16 protein-coding genes and 1 tRNA gene are annotated in these 20156 nt (G+C 42.5%); 13 read left to right on the forward strand and 4 right to left on the reverse strand.

What is annotated here, in order from left to right:
* Positions 1-8: 8 nt before the first annotated feature.
* Together lepB and dapB are read right to left on the reverse strand one after the other, a co-directional pair.
* Positions 9-1454 carry a signal peptidase I gene (lepB, locus tag DEM91_RS02675; protein WP_249857905.1) on the reverse strand — a complete coding sequence of 482 codons (1446 nt, stop codon included), beginning with the start codon at positions 1452-1454 and terminating at the stop codon, positions 9-11.
* A 44-nt stretch (positions 1455-1498) separates the two neighbouring features.
* Positions 1499-2254 (reverse strand): 4-hydroxy-tetrahydrodipicolinate reductase, encoded by a 756-nt coding sequence (gene dapB / locus DEM91_RS02680; RefSeq protein WP_249857906.1) that lies wholly within the window; start codon positions 2252-2254, stop codon positions 1499-1501.
* Between the two features lie 574 nt (positions 2255-2828).
* On the opposite strand from dapB, the gene DEM91_RS02685 reads away from it, so the two are divergent.
* The 10 genes from DEM91_RS02685 to DEM91_RS02730 all read left to right on the forward strand — a co-directional run bounded on the left by DEM91_RS02685 (position 2829) and on the right by DEM91_RS02730 (position 12807).
* Positions 2829-3338: an RNA polymerase sigma factor gene (locus tag DEM91_RS02685; protein ID WP_249857907.1), complete on the forward strand. Its 510-nt coding sequence runs from the start codon at positions 2829-2831 to the stop codon at positions 3336-3338.
* A gap of 25 nt (positions 3339-3363) precedes the next feature.
* On the forward strand, positions 3364-3804 hold the full coding sequence (locus tag DEM91_RS02690) for a hypothetical protein (protein ID WP_249857908.1): 441 nt from the start codon (positions 3364-3366) through the stop codon (positions 3802-3804).
* Complete coding sequence (locus DEM91_RS02695) at positions 3794-4246, forward strand: DUF6108 family protein (RefSeq protein ID WP_249857909.1); 453 nt, start codon at positions 3794-3796, stop codon at positions 4244-4246. The genes DEM91_RS02690 and DEM91_RS02695 overlap by 11 nt, the downstream gene beginning before the upstream one ends.
* A 39-nt stretch (positions 4247-4285) precedes the next feature.
* Positions 4286-5125 (forward strand): hypothetical protein, encoded by an 840-nt coding sequence (locus DEM91_RS02700; protein WP_249857910.1) that lies wholly within the window; start codon positions 4286-4288, stop codon positions 5123-5125.
* Positions 5126-5264: 139 nt separating this feature from the next.
* Positions 5265-6575 (forward strand): DUF2851 family protein, encoded by a 1311-nt coding sequence (locus DEM91_RS02705; RefSeq protein WP_249857911.1) that lies wholly within the window; start codon positions 5265-5267, stop codon positions 6573-6575.
* Between the two features lie 60 nt (positions 6576-6635).
* A complete protein-coding gene (locus DEM91_RS02710; protein WP_249857912.1) occupies positions 6636-7034 on the forward strand; it encodes an acyl-CoA thioesterase in 399 nt (132 codons plus the stop codon).
* 2 nt (positions 7035-7036) lie between these two features.
* Complete coding sequence (dprA, locus tag DEM91_RS02715) at positions 7037-8170, forward strand: DNA-processing protein DprA (protein WP_249857913.1); 1134 nt, start codon at positions 7037-7039, stop codon at positions 8168-8170.
* A gap of 104 nt (positions 8171-8274) precedes the next feature.
* Positions 8275-9258: a tRNA dihydrouridine synthase DusB gene (gene dusB / locus DEM91_RS02720; protein WP_249857914.1), complete on the forward strand. Its 984-nt coding sequence runs from the start codon at positions 8275-8277 to the stop codon at positions 9256-9258.
* A 34-nt stretch (positions 9259-9292) separates the two neighbouring features.
* A complete protein-coding gene (locus tag DEM91_RS02725; RefSeq protein ID WP_249857915.1) occupies positions 9293-11242 on the forward strand; it encodes a family 20 glycosylhydrolase in 1950 nt (649 codons plus the stop codon).
* Between the two features lie 437 nt (positions 11243-11679).
* A complete protein-coding gene (locus DEM91_RS02730) occupies positions 11680-12807 on the forward strand; it encodes a nucleoside recognition domain-containing protein (protein ID WP_051331305.1) in 1128 nt (375 codons plus the stop codon).
* A gap of 222 nt (positions 12808-13029) precedes the next feature.
* Here the strand turns inward: DEM91_RS02730 and DEM91_RS02735 are convergent, their stop codons facing one another.
* Positions 13030-13827 (reverse strand): ADP-ribosylglycohydrolase family protein, encoded by a 798-nt coding sequence (locus DEM91_RS02735; RefSeq protein WP_195252478.1) that lies wholly within the window; start codon positions 13825-13827, stop codon positions 13030-13032.
* A gap of 347 nt (positions 13828-14174) precedes the next feature.
* Positions 14175-14246: transfer RNA gene (locus DEM91_RS02740), tRNA-Arg, on the reverse strand.
* Between the two features lie 643 nt (positions 14247-14889).
* Between DEM91_RS02740 and DEM91_RS02745 the strand changes: the two genes are divergently transcribed.
* The 3 genes from DEM91_RS02745 to DEM91_RS02755 are packed head-to-tail and all read left to right on the forward strand — an operon-like array spanning position 14890 to position 20082.
* Entirely contained in the window at positions 14890-15402 is a 513-nt protein-coding gene (locus DEM91_RS02745; protein WP_195252479.1) for a hypothetical protein, read from the forward strand.
* 36 nt (positions 15403-15438) lie between these two features.
* Positions 15439-18579, forward strand: a complete 3141-nt coding sequence (locus tag DEM91_RS02750) for a SusC/RagA family TonB-linked outer membrane protein (RefSeq protein ID WP_249857917.1) — start codon at positions 15439-15441, stop codon at positions 18577-18579.
* A 21-nt stretch (positions 18580-18600) separates the two neighbouring features.
* The gene (locus DEM91_RS02755; RefSeq protein WP_195252480.1) at positions 18601-20082 is read left to right on the forward strand and encodes a SusD/RagB family nutrient-binding outer membrane lipoprotein; all 1482 of its coding nucleotides are present in this window, start codon (positions 18601-18603) and stop codon (positions 20080-20082) included.
* Positions 20083-20156: the final 74 nt, after the last annotated feature.

Consider the following 20156-nt stretch of genomic DNA (forward strand, 5'->3'; position numbering starts at 1 on the left):
TTTTCTATCTATTTAATATTGTCAACCAGTCGAAATAGTCGATTCCATCGAATGCCTTTGAAGCCTTTTCGGTCAGGGTCAGACGACCACCAAATGAAAATAGGCTTGCCCACAATGTGGTCTTCTGGAACAAATCCCCAATAGCGACTATCCGCCGAATTGTGTCGATTATCACCCATCATCCAGTAGTAGTCCAACTTAAAGGTATAACGATGAGCCAGCCTACCGTTGATATATATCTGATTGTTTTTAACTTCCAATTCATTGCCCTCATACACCCTGATAGGTCGTTCGTAGATGGCAATGTTGTACATATCTATCTGTATACTTTTTCCCTTAGCAGGAATCCATATCGGTCCATAGTTATCACGTGTCCAACCCGTTACGGCATTCTGTGGATAAAGGTCACCAACGGTGGCATCGGTATTTATCCGAATGCTCTCTACAATATCTTTGCGAGCTGCCAATGTGCGAACTGCCTTCTTTGTGAGCGGCATAAAGCCATTGCGCTGCAAGCTGGCAAGGTCTTCCATCGAGATGCCCAACTCTTCTATGAGCGACTCTGGAATTTCGTTTTTCAGTTTCACATAATAAGTGTACTGCACATTTTCGGGTTCTTTGTTAGGTTTCCCGTCTAGATATACGATACGGTTTTTTATCTGTAATGTTTGTCCTGGCAAGCCAACACAGCGTTTCACATAGTTTTCACGCCTATCGGTAGGCCGACTGTCAATGTCGCCAAACTCTACTGGGTTGCTGGCAATGTACTGTCTTCCTAAGGCATAAACCTGCTGAAAATAATCGTGTTGCTGCTGTCTGTTCAACGTATTGAGATTTATTTCGCCGCCATTATTTTGCGCGTAGATTTGTTGTCCAAAGCCATACACCATATTATAGTATTCTGTTTGATAAGGAAGCTCTGTACAAATGGTATCACCTGCGGGATAATTGAACACCACAATGTCGTTAAGCTTCACTGAGCCCAGCCCTTTCACTCGCCGATAGTCCCAATGAGGAAATTCCAAATAGCTCTTCGTGTTGATGACAGGAAGTGTGTGCTGAGTGAGGGGCATTGTGAGAGGTGTCTGTGGAATACGCGGTCCATAACTCACCTTGCTCACGAAAAGATAATCTCCTGTAAGCAATGATTTCTCTAAAGAGGACGATGGAATGACGTAATTTTGAAATACGAAGAGGTTGATGAAGTACACCGCCACCAAGGCAAACACCAAGGCATCTACCCAACTCATCACAAACCTTACAGGAGGTTCGGCATCTTTCCACCACTGCCAACGTATCTTCTTGGTGATATATACGTCAAAGATGAATGGTACTACCAAAAGTCCCCACCAACTTTCTACCCAGTAAAGAAATAAAAGATATAAAATAAGTACGACAACGAACTTGGCCCATTGTGCCTTCATATTCAGTTTTGCTTTCTCTTTATCAATCATGATGTATCTAAAAATCTATATCTACAAACGAAGTGGATGGTTACTTAAAATTTGAAAAGGTCGCTTGTTGTAAGCAGTCCTGTATGCTGAGCCGTATATTCAGCAGCCAAAACAGCACCTAAGGCAAACCCCTTTCGGTTATGCGCACTGTGCGAAATGGTAATCTGGTCGGCCTCACTGTCATAAGTTACGGTATGGATGCCAGGCACCTCTCCCTTTCTGACACTGTCAATGGATATTTGATCCGCAGCCATAGAGTTGTTACCACTTACACTGCCGTCAGCTGCATGCAGTACTCCCTTCTGCCAACCGTGAATTCTGTCCATTTCATCGACAATTTCTTCGGCCAAGGTGATAGCTGTTCCCGAGGGTGCATCCAGTTTATGAACATGGTGAGTTTCTTCCATTCTCACTTCATATTGTGGATATTGGTTCATAATTTTAGCCAAATAACGATTGACTGCCGAGAAGATTGCCACCCCAATACTGAAGTTTGATGCCCAAAACAAGGTTTGTCCCTCCTCGCTACACATGCGCTTCACGTCTTCGCCGTGTTCTTTCATCCAACCTGTAGACCCACTCACCACCTTCACATGATGTGCAAAGGCTCGCAAATAGTTGCCATAGGCTGCCGTAGGTGTGGTAAACTCTATCGCCACATCAGCCGATATAAATTCGTGACTATCAAAATCTTCTTGGTTATTGAGGTCGATAACGCACACAATTTCATGCCCTCTATCTTTGGCAATTTGTTCTATCATCTTGCCCATCTTGCCATATCCTATCAGTGCTATCTTCATATCACATACTTTTAAATGATGACAAAGATAGTGTAAAACGGTTGAAAATCAAAATATTGCATTTGTTTTTAAATTTTATTGACGCCATTTCGGCTTTTTCTTCACAGGAATTTATTTTTTTGAAAAATTTTGCGTAACGTCCAAAATACGCGCATATTTGCAACCAACCCATTCCTCAGTCGCAAATACGCGAGTTTTACAATATGCTAACAATCAACACATTAAGCAAATCTACCCTATTCTTCATGCCATTCAAGCATTGCTTTTGAAGGCTTAACTCATGAAGTTAGCACTCCAAGGTTAATATAATAACGGGCTTGATTGCACGTTTTAGCAGCCTTATCTCAATGCTTCAACCAAGAAAGGGCAAAAAAATCGCATTTTTGCCTCTTATTTTTAGCTTAAAAATTTCTATTTCGCGATTTGAAAAATGTCAATTATTTTAACAAAAAGAACTTATTTCCACTCGTTTTTAGACGATTTTCGTAAACGGTTGCAAACCGAAAATAGCACACCTAAAAAAATAATGATGAATTGATGTCACAAAATGCGATTTCATTCGTTTACGATATAGATGATAGACATTCAAACCTTTGGCAAGAAAGTTGTGGCACTGCAAAGTGTGTTGCTCAAGCAGGCAAGTGCCATGAAACCGGGCAATGTAGACGCACAAGACTTGGTGCAAGAGACGTTGCTCAAGCTGTGGAGCATGCGCGAAAGGTTAGAATCACATCCTAACCTTGAAGCACTGGCTATCAAAACGCTCAAAGGAATAGCAATAGACCATTATCGGCATCGCCAATTAGAGTGTGAACAACGACTACAACAACCAGAGCAGGCTACAGAGTTCACACACGAGTGTGAGCTCAACGACGAATTGCGAATGGTGCGGTGCGTAGTACAACAGCTGCCACCGTTACAACAACAAATATTTATGCTCAAGGAGATAGAAGGATATGAGGCACATGAAATACAAACCCTATGCGGATGCAGTCCTGAAGCCTTACGGCAAAACTTGTCACGAGCACGCCGATTCGTCAGAAAAGAGCTATTGCGTATCACCGATGAAATGGGGAAAAAATAGGTTTATTGAGAGAAAGGAAAACAAGATGAACGAACAGAAAATTAACCAACTGATAGAGAAATATCTCAACGGTGACACTTCGTGTCGGGAAGAAGATGAATTGCGGACGTACTTCGCTACTGTTAAAGGCGATATACCAGAGGCGTGGCAACCCCTTCGGCAACTTTTTGTATGGGAACTACACCAGCGACAACAACACAAGGTGTCCTATCCGCATCGCAGGAGGCTACATTGGTCATGGCTTGCCACTGCCGTCTCTGTGGCAGCTGTCTTCATATTCCTCTTTATGCTCACCCTTCAATTTCAATCTTCATCGGCTAATTACGTCATCATCAATGGCGAGAAGACAACGAACCAAGAAACGGTGATACGGGAGGCGGAAAATGCACTCGGCAACGTATCCTCTACCCAGCAAGAAGATTTTAATGCACTTTTTCAAATAGGAGAAACCAATCATGAGAACTAACCTACTCGCTGACAAATGGCAAAGACTGATTTTGTGCGTATTGCTTTTCGGCGCTACGCTATCAATGTCGGCACAACAAAAGCTACAAATAGAACAAGTTTTTGACCGCTTTGCACGTGCCAAGAACTGTAAGATGGTGTTTCTGCGCCACACCTCCTTACGTGGTTTCCAACTTGATGTCTACAAATCGCTCACCTATAAAAATCTTGCGCCCGTGATAGAACCTTATTTGAAAGCTGACAGAAAGCAGGCAAAAAAGATAAAAGAGGTGATAGAAGATGGACGGGTAATCAGTGGATATTACATGATGACGCCCCTAAAAGAAGGTGTTAACCGCTACATTCTTTTTGGAAAAGGCACGAAAAATAGCGGAACCGTGATTTATATCGAAGGAGCCTTAACCCCCGATGAAATCATGAAAATGTGCTATTCTCAACGATGATACATCACAAGCAATTGACAACATAAAAATTTATACAATATGAAAAAACTATTTTTTGCATTCATGCTTTGCACAGCCACATTATCGTATGCAGCCGAAGGAACCGACACCACCAGTGTGATGCTTGGTAAGAACAAGGTTGTGATTCACAACGATTCGCTTGGAATCTCTGTCAGCATCTTCGACAGTGAGGGACATCAATGGAAAAAGACGCGCGAGGTGAACTTTGTTGACGGACAAGAGGTAGAACAGGTGTTTGTTTTCTCTCCTTTTATTCCTCTTCGGAAGAATACTAAACGAACATTTTACCCACATTTCCCCGATTTCTACTATGGTGCCAATTTACTAAATGCCAACAGCAATGTAATAATGCGTGACACCAAATCGAGCGAATGGGGCTTCTCGCCTTGCCAAATAGGTTTGTCACTCAACAAGCAAAACACGCTTGGCTTGGTTTCTTCCTTGCAGTTTGGCTTTGTTCACAACCACTTCAACACTTCATCTGTCATCAACAGAGTTGAGGAAGAAACACGTATGCTACCGTTGGAAGAAAAAGATGTGACCACCAGTTTCTTGAAATATTATTACGTCAAGTTACCAATCATGGTAGAATGGCAAAAGCGTATTGGGAGAAGGAAAATCTTTGCTGGCAGCGGTCTCGCCTTGGAATATCGTTATAAGGAAGTTTCAAAATACCGTATAGGCAAACAAAAGCACACAATATCACGCGATTTGGGCATCAACGCCTTAGGCGTAAACGCAGAGGCATACGTGGGCTTCGGCAGTGTAAACCTTTATGCGCACTACGCTCTGACACCGCTATTCAAAAAAGGTATCAACGCAATGCCCTTTGGTGTAGGTATCGGCATTACCATGTAAGGACATTCTTTCTATTGCACACACCTCATTGTCCAGCAATATGTGGTGAGACTAAAGATTCATAACAAAAGAAAAGAGCAGTTGATACCATAAATAGAAAATATTTTGTAGCTTTGCAGTAGACTTTATCCCGCTAAAGATGACAGAGCAACTGCTGCACTATTGTTGGAAACATCGACTGTTTCCCTTAACACAACTGGCCACTACGGATGGTCAGTTGGTTGAGGTGATAGATACAGGATTGCACAATAGCGATGCAGGTCCTGACTTTATCAACGCAAAGATTAAGTTGGAGGACACCGTTTGGGTGGGAAATGTTGAGATTCATAACAAATCGAGCGATTGGTATGCGCATCATCATGATCAAGATACCAACTATAATAATGTTGTCTTACATGTATCTGGGGATGTAGATACGCCTGTTCGCACAACAACGGGCAGAGAAATTCCACAATTGGAGCTTCAAGTACCCTCGCAGGTGGAACAACAATACGAACAACTGCTCATGGCTGACGCTTATCCTCCTTGCCATGAAGTGGTTTCGGAAATGCCTCGAATCACTGTTCGTGCGTGGTTATCTGCCTTGCAAACAGAACGATTGGAGCAGAAAACATTGCAAATAAAACAACGTTTGGCTCTTTGCCAAGGTGATTGGGAGACGGTTTTATTTGTTACCTTGGCACGTAATTTTGGCTTTGGCGTCAATGGCGATGCGTTTGAGCAATGGGCGATGCACATTCCTTTGCATAGTGTGGCTCACCATCGTGATGACCTTTTTCAGGTAGAAGCATTCTTTATGGGGCAAGCAGGGTTGTTGGAACGCTCTTTGATACCCGAGAAATACCATGCAACGATGGATACAGAGGGCTATTTTGAGCGATTGCAAAACGAATATCTGTATTTGCAACACAAATTTAACCTGCAGCCAATGGAGGGTAAGAGATGGAAATTCTTACGATTACGACCTCAAAATTTCCCCAATATTCGCATTGCTCAATTGGCTACCCTGTATCACTCTCACCGATTTGGCTTAAGAAATTTGGTAGAAAGCGAATCATTAAAGACCTTAAAAGACACGATGAAATCGGGCGTTTCGACCTATTGGCAGACCCATTATGTGTTTGGAGCAGTGAGTAAGAAATCGGAGAAAAGAATATCAGAGTCCTCCCTTAATGTATTACTCATCAACACGGTAATCCCTATCCTTTTTGCTTATGGAAGATATCACGATGAGGAGGAACTATGTGATAAAGCTTTGAATTACTTAGAACAGCTTCAGCCAGAGACAAATCACATTGTCAGGAAATGGCAAGAGAGCGGCATCAAGGTGGAAAATGCTGGAGATACACAAGCTCTCGTCCAGCTGCAGAGGCAATATTGTGAACGTAAAGAATGTTTACGTTGTCGCTTTGGCTATGAATACTTGAAAGGCAAACAACACAACAGGTAAGAGAATCAAGGGCTATATGCCTTCTATAAATATTATTTTTTAACCAAAGAATTTGAAAGAATGGAATATATTTTTGAAACAGAAATGGAAGTTCGCGACTATGAGTGCGACATTCAGGGTATCGTTAACAATGCTAATTATCTTCACTACACAGAACATACTCGCCATTTGTTCTTGAAGTCATTGGGCGTGAGCTTTGCTAAACTCCACGAAGAAGGCGTAGATGCTGTAGTGGCACGTATGAAATTGGAATATAAAGTGCCACTGAAATGCGATGACCGCTTTATATCCAGATTGGCTATGAAGAAGAAAGGGTTGAGATATGAGTTCTATCATGACCTATATCGAGCAACAGATGAAAAGCTATGTTTCTCTTGTCAAGCAGATTTAGTGTGCTTAATCAATGGGCGATTAGGACACAGCGAAGACTACGATAAAGCCTTTGCCAAATACTTATAACCATGCTGGACACGCAAGAAATCATCAATACCATTGCGCTCACACGCATCAATTATTTTCATCTCACGGGGATGCTACAGCTCTATCGTCGGCTGGGGTCTGCCACAGCCGTGATAGAGCATCGGCGTAACATTAGAGATGTTTTGCCCGATGCCTCACCCAAGTTGGTGCAGTCGCTTCAACAAATTGACGAACCGCTGCATCGTGCGGAGATAGAACTTCAATGGGATTTGGAAAATGGAGTGATGCCACTCTGCATGAATGATGAGAATTACCCTCAACGGTTAAGACAATGTGATGATGCGCCATTGATGCTCTTCTATAAGGGAAACATCAATTTGAACCAACGCCGTGTTATTTGTGTGGTAGGAACTCGACGCAATACGGTTTATGGAGAGGATTTGATACGTCGGTTCATGAGAGAACTAAGACAACTGTGCCCACAACTATTGGTGATAAGCGGACTTGCTTATGGCGTTGACATCATCGCTCATCGACAAGCCTTGCAAAATGGCTACCCTACCGTAGGGGTACTTGCCCATGGAGTGGACTATCTTTATCCTGCTCGGCACAAACAAACCGCCGATGAAATGGTGAAAAAAGGAGGATTGCTCACCGAATTTCTGACACAGACCAATGCCGACAAGGTAAATTTTGTACGACGCAATCGGATTGTTGCAGGTATTTCTGATGCCTGTGTGGTCGTAGAAAGTGCCGCACATGGTGGAGGACTCATCACAGCAAGTTTGGCTCGAACTTACAATCGAGAGGTCTTTGCCTTTCCCGGAAACGTAGGAAGCCAGTACAGTGAAGGATGCAACAACTTGATTCGCGACAATGTAGCAGGGCTGATTAGTAATGCCGATGACTTTGTAAAGAGCATGAATTGGGATGATGACGTAAAATTGCAGCGTGCCCAACAAGTAGGAATAGAGCGACAACTGTTTCCTGATTTGTCAACAGAAGAGCGAAAAGTGGTCAGTGCGTTGAAAAAGCACAACGACTTACAGATAAACATGCTAAGTGTACAAGCAGACATTCCCATTGCTCACCTCACTGCCATTCTATTTTCGTTAGAAATGAAAGGTGTATTGAAAGCTCTTCCCGGTGGGATGTATCATCTGTTAATGATGTAAATGTTCATCTCTTCATTCCAAATTTAGTTTCCTTGCGGGCTTCTCTCCCTCTCCGAAACTCTCATTGTGAATTTGTCAACTTGTGAACTCGTCAACTCTAAAATATGCGAATAGGAAATATTGATTTAGGAAAGTACCCTCTATTTTTAGCACCCATGGAGGATGTTACTGATATAGGATTTAGATTGCTCTGCAAACGCTTTGGAGTATCCATGGTGTACACCGAGTTTGTGAGTGCCGAAGCATTGGTGCGTTCCATCAAGTCGACGGTCAGCAAGCTCACTATCTGTGAAGAAGAACGCCCTGTGGGTATTCAGATTTATGGAAGAGATGTGGCATCAATGGTTGAAGCGGCACAGATTGTAGCACAAAGTAAGCCCGATGTCATCGATCTTAACTTTGGGTGTCCTGTAAAGAAAGTGGCAGGAAAAGGGGCAGGAGCAGGAATGTTGCAGAATATTCCCTTGATGTTGGAAATCACACGTGAGGTAGTAAAGGCTGTACACATTCCCGTAACCGTGAAAACTCGGTTGGGATGGGATACGAGCCATCTCATTATTACCGAACTGGCAGAGCAATTACAAGACTGTGGCATACAGGCACTGACCATTCATGGACGTACACGAAGTCAGATGTACACAGGAAAAGCAGACTGGACGCTGATAGGTGAAGTGAAAAAGAATCCACGCATCCACATTCCTATCATCGGAAACGGAGACATCACCTCCGCAGAAGAAGCCAAACACGCCTTTGAGACATACGGCGTAGACGGTGTTATGGTGGGACGCGCCTCGTTTGGATGCCCTTGGATATTCAAAGAGATGCGCAACTACTTAGACGGGGAACCAAGTGATGAAAGCTTTGATCTAAACAAGAAGTTGGACATCTTGTTAGAGCAATTGCACATCAACGTGGCTCGCATTGACGAATATCGTGGCATTTTGCACACACGAAGACACTTGGCTGCAAGTCCAATATTCAAGGGAATACCCGACTTTAGGCAGACACGAATTGCCATGTTGCGTGCCACAACGGTAAAAGAATTGGAAGATATCCTTGCGAAATGCCGTGAGATAATTGTAAAATAATTACTAATTCAACAAAATAGAAAGAGATTAAAAAATGAGAACACAACTTAAAACTCTATTACTACTCTTATTACTGAGCATCTGCAACAACATTTATTCGGTTACAAACGAAAAACCTTTTACCATTCCAGAAATTAAAACATGGAAAGGAGGAAGTGGTTCTTTTACCATAAAGTCCCAAACGTGTATTACTTATCGAAGTAATGAGGCGAGGGTTCAGCAAATAGCCATGCAACTATCAAGCGATTACCAACAGATGTTTGGTCAGAAATTAAACGTTCTGAAGGGGAAAAATAAAGTAGGAAATATAGAATTAGTTGTAAAGAAAAACAAGAAAGCAAACCCCGAATCTTATACAATGGTTATTGGCTCCAGCATTAAAATAATTGCGCCGACGGTGCAGGGGCTGTATTGGGGTACTCGTACATTGCTCCAATTGTCTGAACAAAACAAAGGTTCTTTACCATGCGGCACTATCACCGACGCACCAGACTACCCGTTCCGTGGGTTAATGATTGACTGTGGGCGCAAGTTCTTTCCTATAGATATGCTTCGAAAATATGTTAAAATCATGGCTTATTATAAAATGAATGCGCTACATATTCATTTGAATGACAATGGTTTCAAACAGTTTTTCGATAACGACTGGAATAAAACGCAAGCCGCTTTTAGGTTGGAATGTGATACTTACCCAGGACTTACCGCTCGTGATGGTTATTACACGAAAAAAGAATTTATCGAGTTACAGAAACTCGCTGATAGTCTTCATGTCGAGATTATTCCTGAAATTGATGTCCCAGCTCATTCGTTGGCGTTTACACATTACAAACCAGAGATAGCCAGCAAGGAGTATGGCATGGATCACTTAGACTTGTTCAATCCCGAAACATATACATTCTTAGATGGGTTATTCAAAGAATATTTGGGAGGTGTAGACCCCGTTTTTCGTGGAAAGCGTGTACACATTGGCACCGATGAATATTCGAATAAAGACCAAGCTGTGGTAGAGAAATTCAGATATTTTACCGATAGATATATAAAATATGTGGAGAGTTTTGGCAAACAAGCCTTGGTATGGGGACAACAAACGCACGCAAAAGGAAAAACTCCTATAAAAGTGAAAGATGTACTCATGTACGCATGGTCGAATGACTATTCGCAACCAAAGGAAATGATTGACCTTGGATACGATTTAGTGAGCATTCCAGACCGTTACTTGTACATTGTTCCAAAGGCAGGCTACTATTACGATTATCTTAATACCGAACATCTGTATAAGCAGTGGACACCAGCCAATATCAATGATGTGATATTCCCAGAGCGTCATCCCAAAATAAAGGGAGGAATGTTTGCGGTATGGAACGACATTGTTGGCAATGGTATTAGTCCACAAGACGTGCATTATAGAGTGATGCCAGCACTGCAAACGTTGTCTACGAAAATGTGGATAGGTGCAAAGCCTTCCTTTGATTACACCTACTTTACAGACAAAAAGAAACAACTTAGCGAAGCTCCGGGCGTAAACTATGCTGGACGATACCAACCAGGTGTCGTACTGACTAAAGATGTGGTGACGCCAAACGAGCGCAACGCAATAGAACAGATAGGCTGGAACTATCGAATTTCTTTTCATATTGAAGCAGCCGAGGAAGCTCCGGGAACGGTCTTGTTTAGTTCACCAAACGCCAAATTTTACTTGTCTGACCCCATTTCTGGACTGTTAGGATTTAGTAGAGACGGCTATCTAAACACATTTGGCTATCAATTCTTTCCACATGAAAAGGCGCAAGTGATGATAGAAGGAAATCGTGAGCAAACAAGTCTTTTCGTCAATGGCAAATTAGTGAGTGAACTGAATGTTAAGAAAATTAATTTTGGAAAGCGAGGAGACCTTTATTACATTCGTACACTTGTATTCCCTCTGTTACAGACGGGCAGTTTCAATAGCAAGATAACCCACTTAAAAGTAGAAAGCTTGCAATAAACAACAATTTGCAGCGCTCTTTTTATAAGCCTTGTGACCATCGGCAGCATGATTCATAAAAGATATTTGACAAACATTGAAAAACAATTGAAATGTCATTATCGTACAGAAAATATTAATGCTGAACAAAAAAATAAAGTCAGAAATAAGATAGATACTAATAAAAATCTTAAATTTGCCTGCAAAATACAAATGAAGTCGCAAATATAGAACCATTATATGAAAGCAATATCTGAAAACGCCACGACTCCAACCTCATAGAATGGTGGCGTTTACAGATATCTTTCAATAATGAGAGTAGAAGATACACACGATTACGAACCTTAATGACAAACAAAGTGAATAATACAGAGGTCAAGAGAGAAACTGTCTCTACACAGGATGAATTGCCCCAACAGCAAACAACAGACAGGAGCAATGATAAGAAAAAGAAAAGAATGCCAAAGGGGATTATATGTCTGCTTATCATCACTGGACTGTTTGGAGGAATAGCAAGCATTATGGGAGTGGCTAACATGCTCAACACCATTATGCACACGGCTCACGACTTGTTGCTCAATACCTGCTTTTATCTCATGGGCATCTGTGTGTTGACAGGTGCCTTAGGGAAGCTATTTGTTGAGTTTGGAGTTGTAGACTTAATAGAACGAGTCTTGCGACCATTGATGAAACCCGTGTTCAGACTGCCCGGAGTGGCTTCACTTGGAGCAGTATTAACGTTTCTCTCCGACAATCCTGCCATTATCACTTTGGCACAAGACAAGCATTTCGGTAGTTACTTCAAGAAGTATCAGTATATTTCGCTCACCAATTTCGGCACAGCGTTTGGTATGGGTCTCATTGTCATCGTCTTCATGTTAGGCAACGGTTATTTCGTGGAACCCCTCATTGGTTTTATAGGAGCCTGCATTGGGTGCGTAGTCTCTACAAGGCTCATGCAACACTTTGTACTCAAAGCTTATCCGCAATATCGTTCCGAAGAAGCTTTGGATGGAGAGAAGTTTCGCCAGCAACCCATTCGTCAGTTACACCGTGAAGAAACATCGGTGTTTCTGCGCATACTCAATTCTCTGTTAGACGGAGGAAAATCGGGCGTCGACGTTGGTGTTTCCATCATCCCCGGTGTGCTTATTATTTCTACGTTAGTGATGATACTCACCTTTGGAGCCAGTGCAGAAGGCAATTTCACAGGCAAAGCTTATGAGGGAATTGCCATTTTACCAGCCATTGCTAACAAATTAGATTGGTTACTCAATCCACTCTTTGGGTTTTCAGACCCACATCAAATCGCCTTCCCTATCACTGCGCTCGGAGCAGTTGGTGCTGCATTGAGCTTGGTACCCAACTTTATGTCACAAGGTTGGCTGGATGGCAATGCCATAGCTGTATTCACAGGTATTGGAATGTGTTGGAGCGGTTTCCTTAGTACACATACAGCAATGCTTGACACCATTGGCTATCGGGAACTTACCTCTAAAGCCATTGTTTCTCATACTATCGGAGGACTTGCAGCTGCGCTTGCTGCACATTGGGGATATCTGCTCTATGCTGCGCTCTTCATATAAGGCTTTTTTATTTGTATCCAAGCTATCCTTTTATTGAAAGCATGAATTAATGCCGCAAACTACATGAATGAATTGTACGATTACGGGGAATCGCAGCCGCTCATGTATGGAGATAATTTATGCTACATGTAAGAATTGTAATTCGAGAAGAGTATTTCATTCTCACAACGATATATTAAACAAGCACGTATTTGGGAAGCATTGTTCTAAAAAGATAGACGACTATTTATTTAGATGACTTCCCAAATATTCATAATATTGCTCAACGATTTGCAATATATCTTTTGTTAAGTAGCCAAAAGCCTTTTCTATCAACTCATCAGGTATTTGGTAATACGCTTCGGCTATACTCCCACATATAACCGCTTCGGCAGCAGAATCTCCACTAATACTTATAGCTATCCGTAGCGCATCTTCGAAATTCTCACTTTCTAAGAAGCATCTAATAGACCAAGGTACTATCTCTTGGCAAGCTGCATCATTCTGTCCATGATGAATGGTGGCATATATCTCTCGAAGACTGGGAATTTCATACCCGAAATTATGTTTCACGGCTTTTTCTATTTCCTCTCTTCGTATTCTACAGGTACGTAGCCAATAAATTAAAGTGGCAACGCACTGCGCCCCCTTAATGGCTTCAGGATGAGTGTGACTCGCCTCGGCGCATCGTTTGCTTTCAGATAGCACCTGATGATAGTCATTGAACAACCAGCCCACAGCACCAATGCGCTTGGCAGCACTATTGTCAAATGAACTGACTGTAGAGGCTTTGGGATCTTTCAACCATTGTTTAACCATGTCACTGTATCCACCTTTTGGATTTGGATAACGATGACACCAGTCTAATAGCGCTTCTTGATAAGAGCCGTTGTTCATAATTGCATCTGCAATTGCTACCGCACAAATCGTATTATCTGTAAAACTACACTCATTAGTAAACAATTCGACATTATCTTTTACTTCAGTGGTGTTAAATCTGAATTGAGATCCTACAATATCTCCGATGATTGCGCCTGTCATGTTTTTGAAGGTTACTTTGTGAAACTGAATTGCCAAACAATAACAAAAGATAATCTAAATAAGGAACGCTCTCACCAAATAACGACATGATACGCCAAGCGTGCTATCACGTACATCGGATGATTGTAATGCTCTTGTGCTTTTTCGTTAGTGATTGATACGCAAGCGTTGTCCCCTCTTTGGAATACCTCTTGTCTAGTACAAATATAGGATAAATAAAAGAAATAAGAAACGATATCACCGTTAAGCTGATAAAATTTAACATAAATTTGTCAATCGACGACTTGTGTGCATTTCGTTTCTTCTCAACTTAGCTGCATTTTACCTTCTTCATTTTATGAAAACAGTACTCCCACCGAGAATCGAACTCGGATCAAAGGTTTAGGAAACCTACGTTCTATCCATTTAACTATGGGAGCAATGTGTGGAAGCTTTCTGAGTTGGAAAGCGTTGCAAAGATAAGAATTTTATCAGATAGTGCCAAATATTCATATTCTTTTATGTATCGCATATCACGCCACGCTCATCTAAAAAAGGGGATTGACAGCAAAAGATAATCTTTGTTCTTTTGTTTCAACAACAAATCTAAGCTCTAAGCAAATTGCACTGGTTACCCCTTTCGCTTTATTTAATTGATTTGTCATCATAACAAGTACTTCTCCATAAAAGAGCTGCGCCTATACGGCAGTATTCTTCCAAACCTGAGTTCGGAATAAGAAACCTGCAATAAAAGTTGGTAATCTCGCTATTATTTTGTACCTTTATAGTTATAATTCAACGCAAAATGCCCAACTTATGGTAAAGAACATTTGACATCGGACGGAGTAGGGCATAGGGCACTCCAACCTGACCATTTTTTTGGCTTTTCCGTGCAAGCTTTTTGAGGAGCAGCAAGTTTATCTTTCCTTTAGCCCTTGCGCAGAGTTAATTTTATATTATCCCAAACATTTTCACCTGCAATATTCTTGTAATTGAGTAGAAGTAACAATGTATAATGGTTGAAACAACTTCTTAACGCTTGATGTGTAATTTTGCAACAGATAATTAAAACTAGGTAAAAAGATGAAGAAGATTAGTTTAGTAACGTTTATTTTAGTGCTTCAAATGCAGTTGCCATGGGCAGGAAATATGATTGGCGCGAAAAACATAAATAGCAACCATCGTGCGAGTACATGGGAGTTTATGTACAGCGTAGCCAAACCGACCGAACTTCAGTTGCAAGCCGTTGAAAGCCATTCAATGTTTGACAAGAAGACCGAGTTTTTGTACAATCAACTGCAAGACCTTTGCTTTAAACGCATACCAGTTGTGCCTGGCGACCCTACCACTCGTATTGTCACTCGGAAAAGCGAACTTTTCAATGCTGTGAAAAGAGTTTCTAAAGGTCTTGAGGAAGAAATGAAGACACGTAAGATTTCGGCAGAAGACGCAACAACCCAACTCAACCAAGTGCTTAATGTTGCCATCTCAGCTTTTTATTCAGAGGATAGCAAGTCTTTTGAGAAGGCACTGCACGAGAATAAGAAAGATTACCAGAAGCTCATGAGTCTTTTCTCACAAGTAACATTGAAATAACATATTCTGATGAAAAAGATATTCTTATTATCTTGTATGTTGCTGCTAAGCATCAACTTGTTAGCGCAATCGTTGAAAGTTACAGGCCAGGTAACAGACAAAATGGGGCCTATTGCGGGAGCAACCGTACGGGTGAAAGGTACCAAGCGTGCAGTTGTTACCGATTTAGAGGGTTATTATACTATCCAAGCCAATAAAAACGACAAATTGGAGTTCTCGTATTTAGGTGATATCACTAAAACCGTTCAGGTTACGAGTTCTCCCCTTGATGTGTTTTTAAAAACCGAGACTCAGGATATTGATGAGGTTGTGGTTACAGCCATCGGTATCAGACAGGAGAAAAAGAAGCTGGGGTATACTACCCAACAAGTTACAAGCAAAGAATTAACAGCCCAAGGCAATGTCAACGTGGGTTCCTCGCTACAAGGGAAAGTTGCCGGCCTTACGGTTTCGGTGCCTTCCAGCCTGTTTGAGACACCCTCTTTCTCACTTCGTGGCCACATGCCGCTCATTGTTTTAGATGGTGTGCCTATCGAGTCAGACATGTTTGATGTATCGAGCGAGAATATTGCCAGCATCAACGTACTGAAAGGTACGGCAGCCTCGGCGCTATATGGGGCTCGTGGAAAAAACGGCGCTATCATGATTACCACCAAGCAAGCTCTCACCGAGGGTATAGAAATTAATTTCTCTACCAAGAATATGGTCAGTGCCGGTTTTGTGGCTTATCCCGAAACACAACACTTATATGGTAGTGGCTCGAATGGCCAATATGCCTTCTGGGATGGTGAGGGCGGCGGCAAGTCGGATGATGACATGCAATGGGGCCCCAAGCTGGGCGTGGGCAACATGGCACCCCAGTGGAATAGTCCTATTCGTGATAAGGTAACTGGTGAGGAAACTCCCTGGTGGGGTAGCGTTAAGGGCACTCAATACGATGATCAAGGCCGTTACGAGCGCGTGCCAATGCCGCTGAATTCGTATGACAACCTTCGTGAGTTCTTGGAAACTGGCTTTATTACCAACAACACCCTGTCACTTTCGTACATGGGCAAGAAAGCGAAGGTGTACCTGCTTGGGCAGTATGCCTATCAAAAAGGGCAAGCTCCGGCAACCTCGCTGTATACAGGAGGGTTTAACCTCAATACGAGCTATCAGATTTCGAATAAACTTATGGTGGATGCCATGCTCAACTATAATGCAGTTATTTCGCCCAATTATCCGGATTACGGTTATCACCCTTCCAATTTTATGTACTCCATTGTCGAGTGGATGGGTGATGACATCGATATTCGAGAGCTTAAAAAACATCAATGGGTGCCGGGAATGGAAGGTTACAAGCAAGCCAATTACAACTATGCTTGGTACAACAACCCCTACTTTGCCTTGATGCAGGCCCGACACGCACAACGCAGGAATGTTACGACGGCACAACTAAGACTAAATTATCAGGTGCTGCCACAGCTTAACGTTATGGGTCGCATGTCGCTACGTTCCAATCGTAACCTTGAGGAGAACAAAATTCCCAAGTCGTATCTTAACTATGGCGACTCGCGAGAGGGAGCCTATAAGGTATGGAATATTAGTCAGGATAACGTCGATGCTGATGTGCTGGTAACTTATACCAAATCGTTCCTCAACGATATTAACCTTACTTTAAATGCGGGTAGTTCTATCTTTTATCGCACTTATCGCAATGATTATGCGTCGACCGACGGTCTGAACGTACCCAATATCTATTCGCTGAAAAACTCCACTGGCTCAATCTTAACCTACGACCCAGAGATGCCGTATTGGGGTACACGTAACGAAAAGCAAATTAGAAGTGTGTATGGTGCTGTAAACCTTGACCTTTCCAAATATGCTTATCTTACCTTGACGGGGCGTAACGACTGGTCTTCTACCATTGCAAAAGGCAACAATTCGTATTTCTATCCGTCGGTAGCCCTTAGTACGGTAGTATCTGACTATGTAAAGATGCCTAAATATGTAGACTACCTCAAGTTCCTTACCTCGTGGGCTACTGTCTCGAGCGACCTTGATCCCTACCAAATACAACAAGTATACAGAAAAGAGTCATCATGGGGGAGCAACACGGTGGTGAACTACCCATCAAATTTGGTCAATGCCGATATTAAGCCACAAAAGACGGCACAATTTGAAGTTGGGCTTTCTACCTCGTTCTTAAAGCGGGTGTCTCTCGACCTGAGCTACTATCGATCGGTTGATACCAATCAGATTCTGGACATGCTTATCTCTCAAGCCTCTGGTTTCAATTCGCGTAAGATTAATGGGAACACATATACTACCAATGGCTTGGAAATGATATTAGGCGTGAAAGCTGTTCAAAATAAGAATATAAAATGGAACTTTAATTTCAACGCCAGCCATAGAGTGCGGCGCCTTACAGAGATATATGGAGGTGAGCAATACTTTGGCAATCTTCGCAATAATGACCGGGCTGACGATTACTATGCCAGAGTATGGCAGCGAAATTCCGACGGCCGTGTCATTGTGGATGCAAACGGGCAGCCTTTGCGTGACCCCTATCAGCGCAAGATAGGACATGCTGAACCCGATTGGCGACTGGGTATGCAAAACACAATACACATCAACGATTTTACCATCGGCATAAATCTCAATGCCGCCATAGGAGGCTTAATGTTCTCTAACCTGAGTCCTAAGATGTGGTGGGGCGGCAAACATCCCAAGTCTGTACAATATCGTGACGAGGAATATGCTACGGGCAAGCCTGTGTATGTGCCCAATGCAGTAAGAGTGGTCTCGGGTGAGGTTTCGTATGATGTTCATGGCAATGTAGTGTCTGATACCCGCAAGTATGAAACCTTTGACAAAGCTGTAGACTGGCAATCGTGGTGCCAAAACTATCCTTACAGAGCCATCGTTACCGATGGCATGGATAAGCTGTTTGCCAATACCTTTAGCCGTACTTATCTCAAGATAAGGCATATTAGCTTGTCGTATGACTTTCATCGCTTCTTGCCATCAACAAGTGCTATAAAAGGGTTAACAGCCACATTGTTCTGCAATAATCCTTTGCTTTGGGCAAAGGCACCTTATGTAGATCCCGACGTGAGCGGTGATGGCAGCCATGATAACGGAGCTACAGACCCTACGGCACGATATGTTGGATTAGGTTTCAATATAAAATTTTAAATGACAGAATAATACATCAATATGAAGACAAAAATTTTAATCTCCCTTGCATTGGTAGGAACATTAGCCTGTTCGTGCAGTAACTTCGGTGACCTTAACGACAATCCTAACGACCCGACAGCAGTTTCGCCCAAGCTTATTTTGCCAAATATTTGTGAAAACGCTTTCAGGAGGGGGACAGGTGGTATGTATGCATTTAAAATGGTGGTACAAACCGATGGACATAACACCGAGCAGTTTTATGAATGGAACCGGGGCAACTTCTCATTTTATAACAACCAATTGCTCCAGGTTGTCAAACTGAAAGAAGAGGCTGATCGGCTTGGCAGCACAGCATACAACGGATTGTACCACTTCTTTAGAGCATACTACTTTTATAACTTGACGCTGCAGTTTGGTGACATACCTTATTCGGAAGCCTTGCAGGGCGAGCAAAAAGCACTGTTTACCCCAAAATATGATACGCAGGAAAAAGTGTTTGCTGGCGTGCTGGATGAACTGGCATTGGCAAACGAAGAGTTGGCTAAGGCTGCGGCAAAAGGTGAGCAGATACAAGGCGACATTATTTACGGAGGAGCTGCCAATATGTGGCAGAAATTGGCAAACTCATTCCGGCTGAAAGTATTGCTCACTCTGTCAAATAAGCAAAAGGCGGGCAAGCATCAGGTGCAAAGTGAGTTTAGACAAGTAGCGACCTTGCCTCTGATTTCTGACAATTCGGAAAATGGGCAGATACAATATATCGACCAGGAGGGCAATCGCTATCCGCAATTTAACGCGCAGTGGTCAGGATTTTATATGGATAAGACGTTTGTTGACCGAATGACCGCACGTAAGGATCCACGGTTGTTTCTCTTTGCGTTGCCCACCAACGAGGCTTCGAATGCAGGTAAAGCAGTCTCTGATTTTACAGCTTATGCTGGTGGCAACCCCACTGTGCCGTATGGTGAAAACAAGAACTTGGTAGGAGCTGGGCAGATTTCCCAAATCAATGCTCGTTATCGTATACATCCCACAGGCGAGCCTACAATGTTGTTAGGCTTTGCCGAATTGCAACAGATTTTGGCAGAAGCTGTTGTCAGAGGTTGGATTGCTGGCGATGCGAAGCGGCATTATGAAGAGGGCATTAAGGCATCTTTTGCATGGTATCATACTTACGCACGTGAATATGCTCAGTATGTCACTCCGCAAGATGCCGAGAAGTATTTGCAACAGGAGGCGGTAAAATGGGACGAGTCGTTATCGGCAGAGCAAAAAATAGAGCGCATTATCTTCCAAAAATATTGCGTTAGCTTCTTCCAAGGCAATTGGGATCCGTTTCTTGAACATCTGCGTACAGGGTATCCCAAGTTTGCACATCTCAACAATACCCCAATACCTTACCGATGGATGTATCCAGATACAGAGAACAAGTTTAATACCGAGAATGTAAAGGAGGCTGTTACAAGGCAGTTTGGAGAGAACAATGATAAAATTACCTCAAAGCCTTGGTGGATTAAATAGGGTCTGCTGAATTATTATCTCTTCACAGACAGAGGGTAGCAGACGTAGACCCTCATAGTGACGATAATGATGAA

This window comes from Prevotella sp. TCVGH (assembly GCF_023522295.1).
Taxonomy (GTDB): domain Bacteria; phylum Bacteroidota; class Bacteroidia; order Bacteroidales; family Bacteroidaceae; genus Prevotella; species Prevotella timonensis.

Excerpts from the sequence above, each read along its gene's own strand:
- DEM91_RS02750 (WP_249857917.1), top strand. The coding sequence starts at position 15,439 with ATGTTGCTGCTAAGCATCAACTTGTTAGCGCAATCGTTGAAAGTTACA.
- dusB (WP_249857914.1), top strand. The coding sequence starts at position 8,275 with ATGCGAATAGGAAATATTGATTTAGGAAAGTACCCTCTATTTTTAGCA.
- DEM91_RS02695 (WP_249857909.1), top strand. The coding sequence starts at position 3,794 with ATGAGAACTAACCTACTCGCTGACAAATGGCAAAGACTGATTTTGTGC.
- DEM91_RS02730 (WP_051331305.1), top strand. The coding sequence starts at position 11,680 with ATGCCAAAGGGGATTATATGTCTGCTTATCATCACTGGACTGTTTGGA.
- DEM91_RS02735 (WP_195252478.1), bottom strand. The coding sequence starts at position 13,827 with ATGACAGGCGCAATCATCGGAGATATTGTAGGATCTCAATTCAGATTT.
- dprA (WP_249857913.1), top strand. The coding sequence starts at position 7,037 with ATGCTGGACACGCAAGAAATCATCAATACCATTGCGCTCACACGCATC.
- lepB (WP_249857905.1), bottom strand. The coding sequence starts at position 1,454 with ATGATTGATAAAGAGAAAGCAAAACTGAATATGAAGGCACAATGGGCC.
- DEM91_RS02685 (WP_249857907.1), top strand. The coding sequence starts at position 2,829 with ATGATAGACATTCAAACCTTTGGCAAGAAAGTTGTGGCACTGCAAAGT.
- DEM91_RS02755 (WP_195252480.1), top strand. The coding sequence starts at position 18,601 with ATGAAGACAAAAATTTTAATCTCCCTTGCATTGGTAGGAACATTAGCC.
- DEM91_RS02700 (WP_249857910.1), top strand. The coding sequence starts at position 4,286 with ATGAAAAAACTATTTTTTGCATTCATGCTTTGCACAGCCACATTATCG.
- DEM91_RS02690 (WP_249857908.1), top strand. The coding sequence starts at position 3,364 with ATGAACGAACAGAAAATTAACCAACTGATAGAGAAATATCTCAACGGT.
- DEM91_RS02725 (WP_249857915.1), top strand. The coding sequence starts at position 9,293 with ATGAGAACACAACTTAAAACTCTATTACTACTCTTATTACTGAGCATC.
- DEM91_RS02745 (WP_195252479.1), top strand. The coding sequence starts at position 14,890 with ATGAAGAAGATTAGTTTAGTAACGTTTATTTTAGTGCTTCAAATGCAG.
- DEM91_RS02710 (WP_249857912.1), top strand. The coding sequence starts at position 6,636 with ATGGAATATATTTTTGAAACAGAAATGGAAGTTCGCGACTATGAGTGC.
- dapB (WP_249857906.1), bottom strand. The coding sequence starts at position 2,254 with ATGAAGATAGCACTGATAGGATATGGCAAGATGGGCAAGATGATAGAA.
- DEM91_RS02705 (WP_249857911.1), top strand. The coding sequence starts at position 5,265 with ATGACAGAGCAACTGCTGCACTATTGTTGGAAACATCGACTGTTTCCC.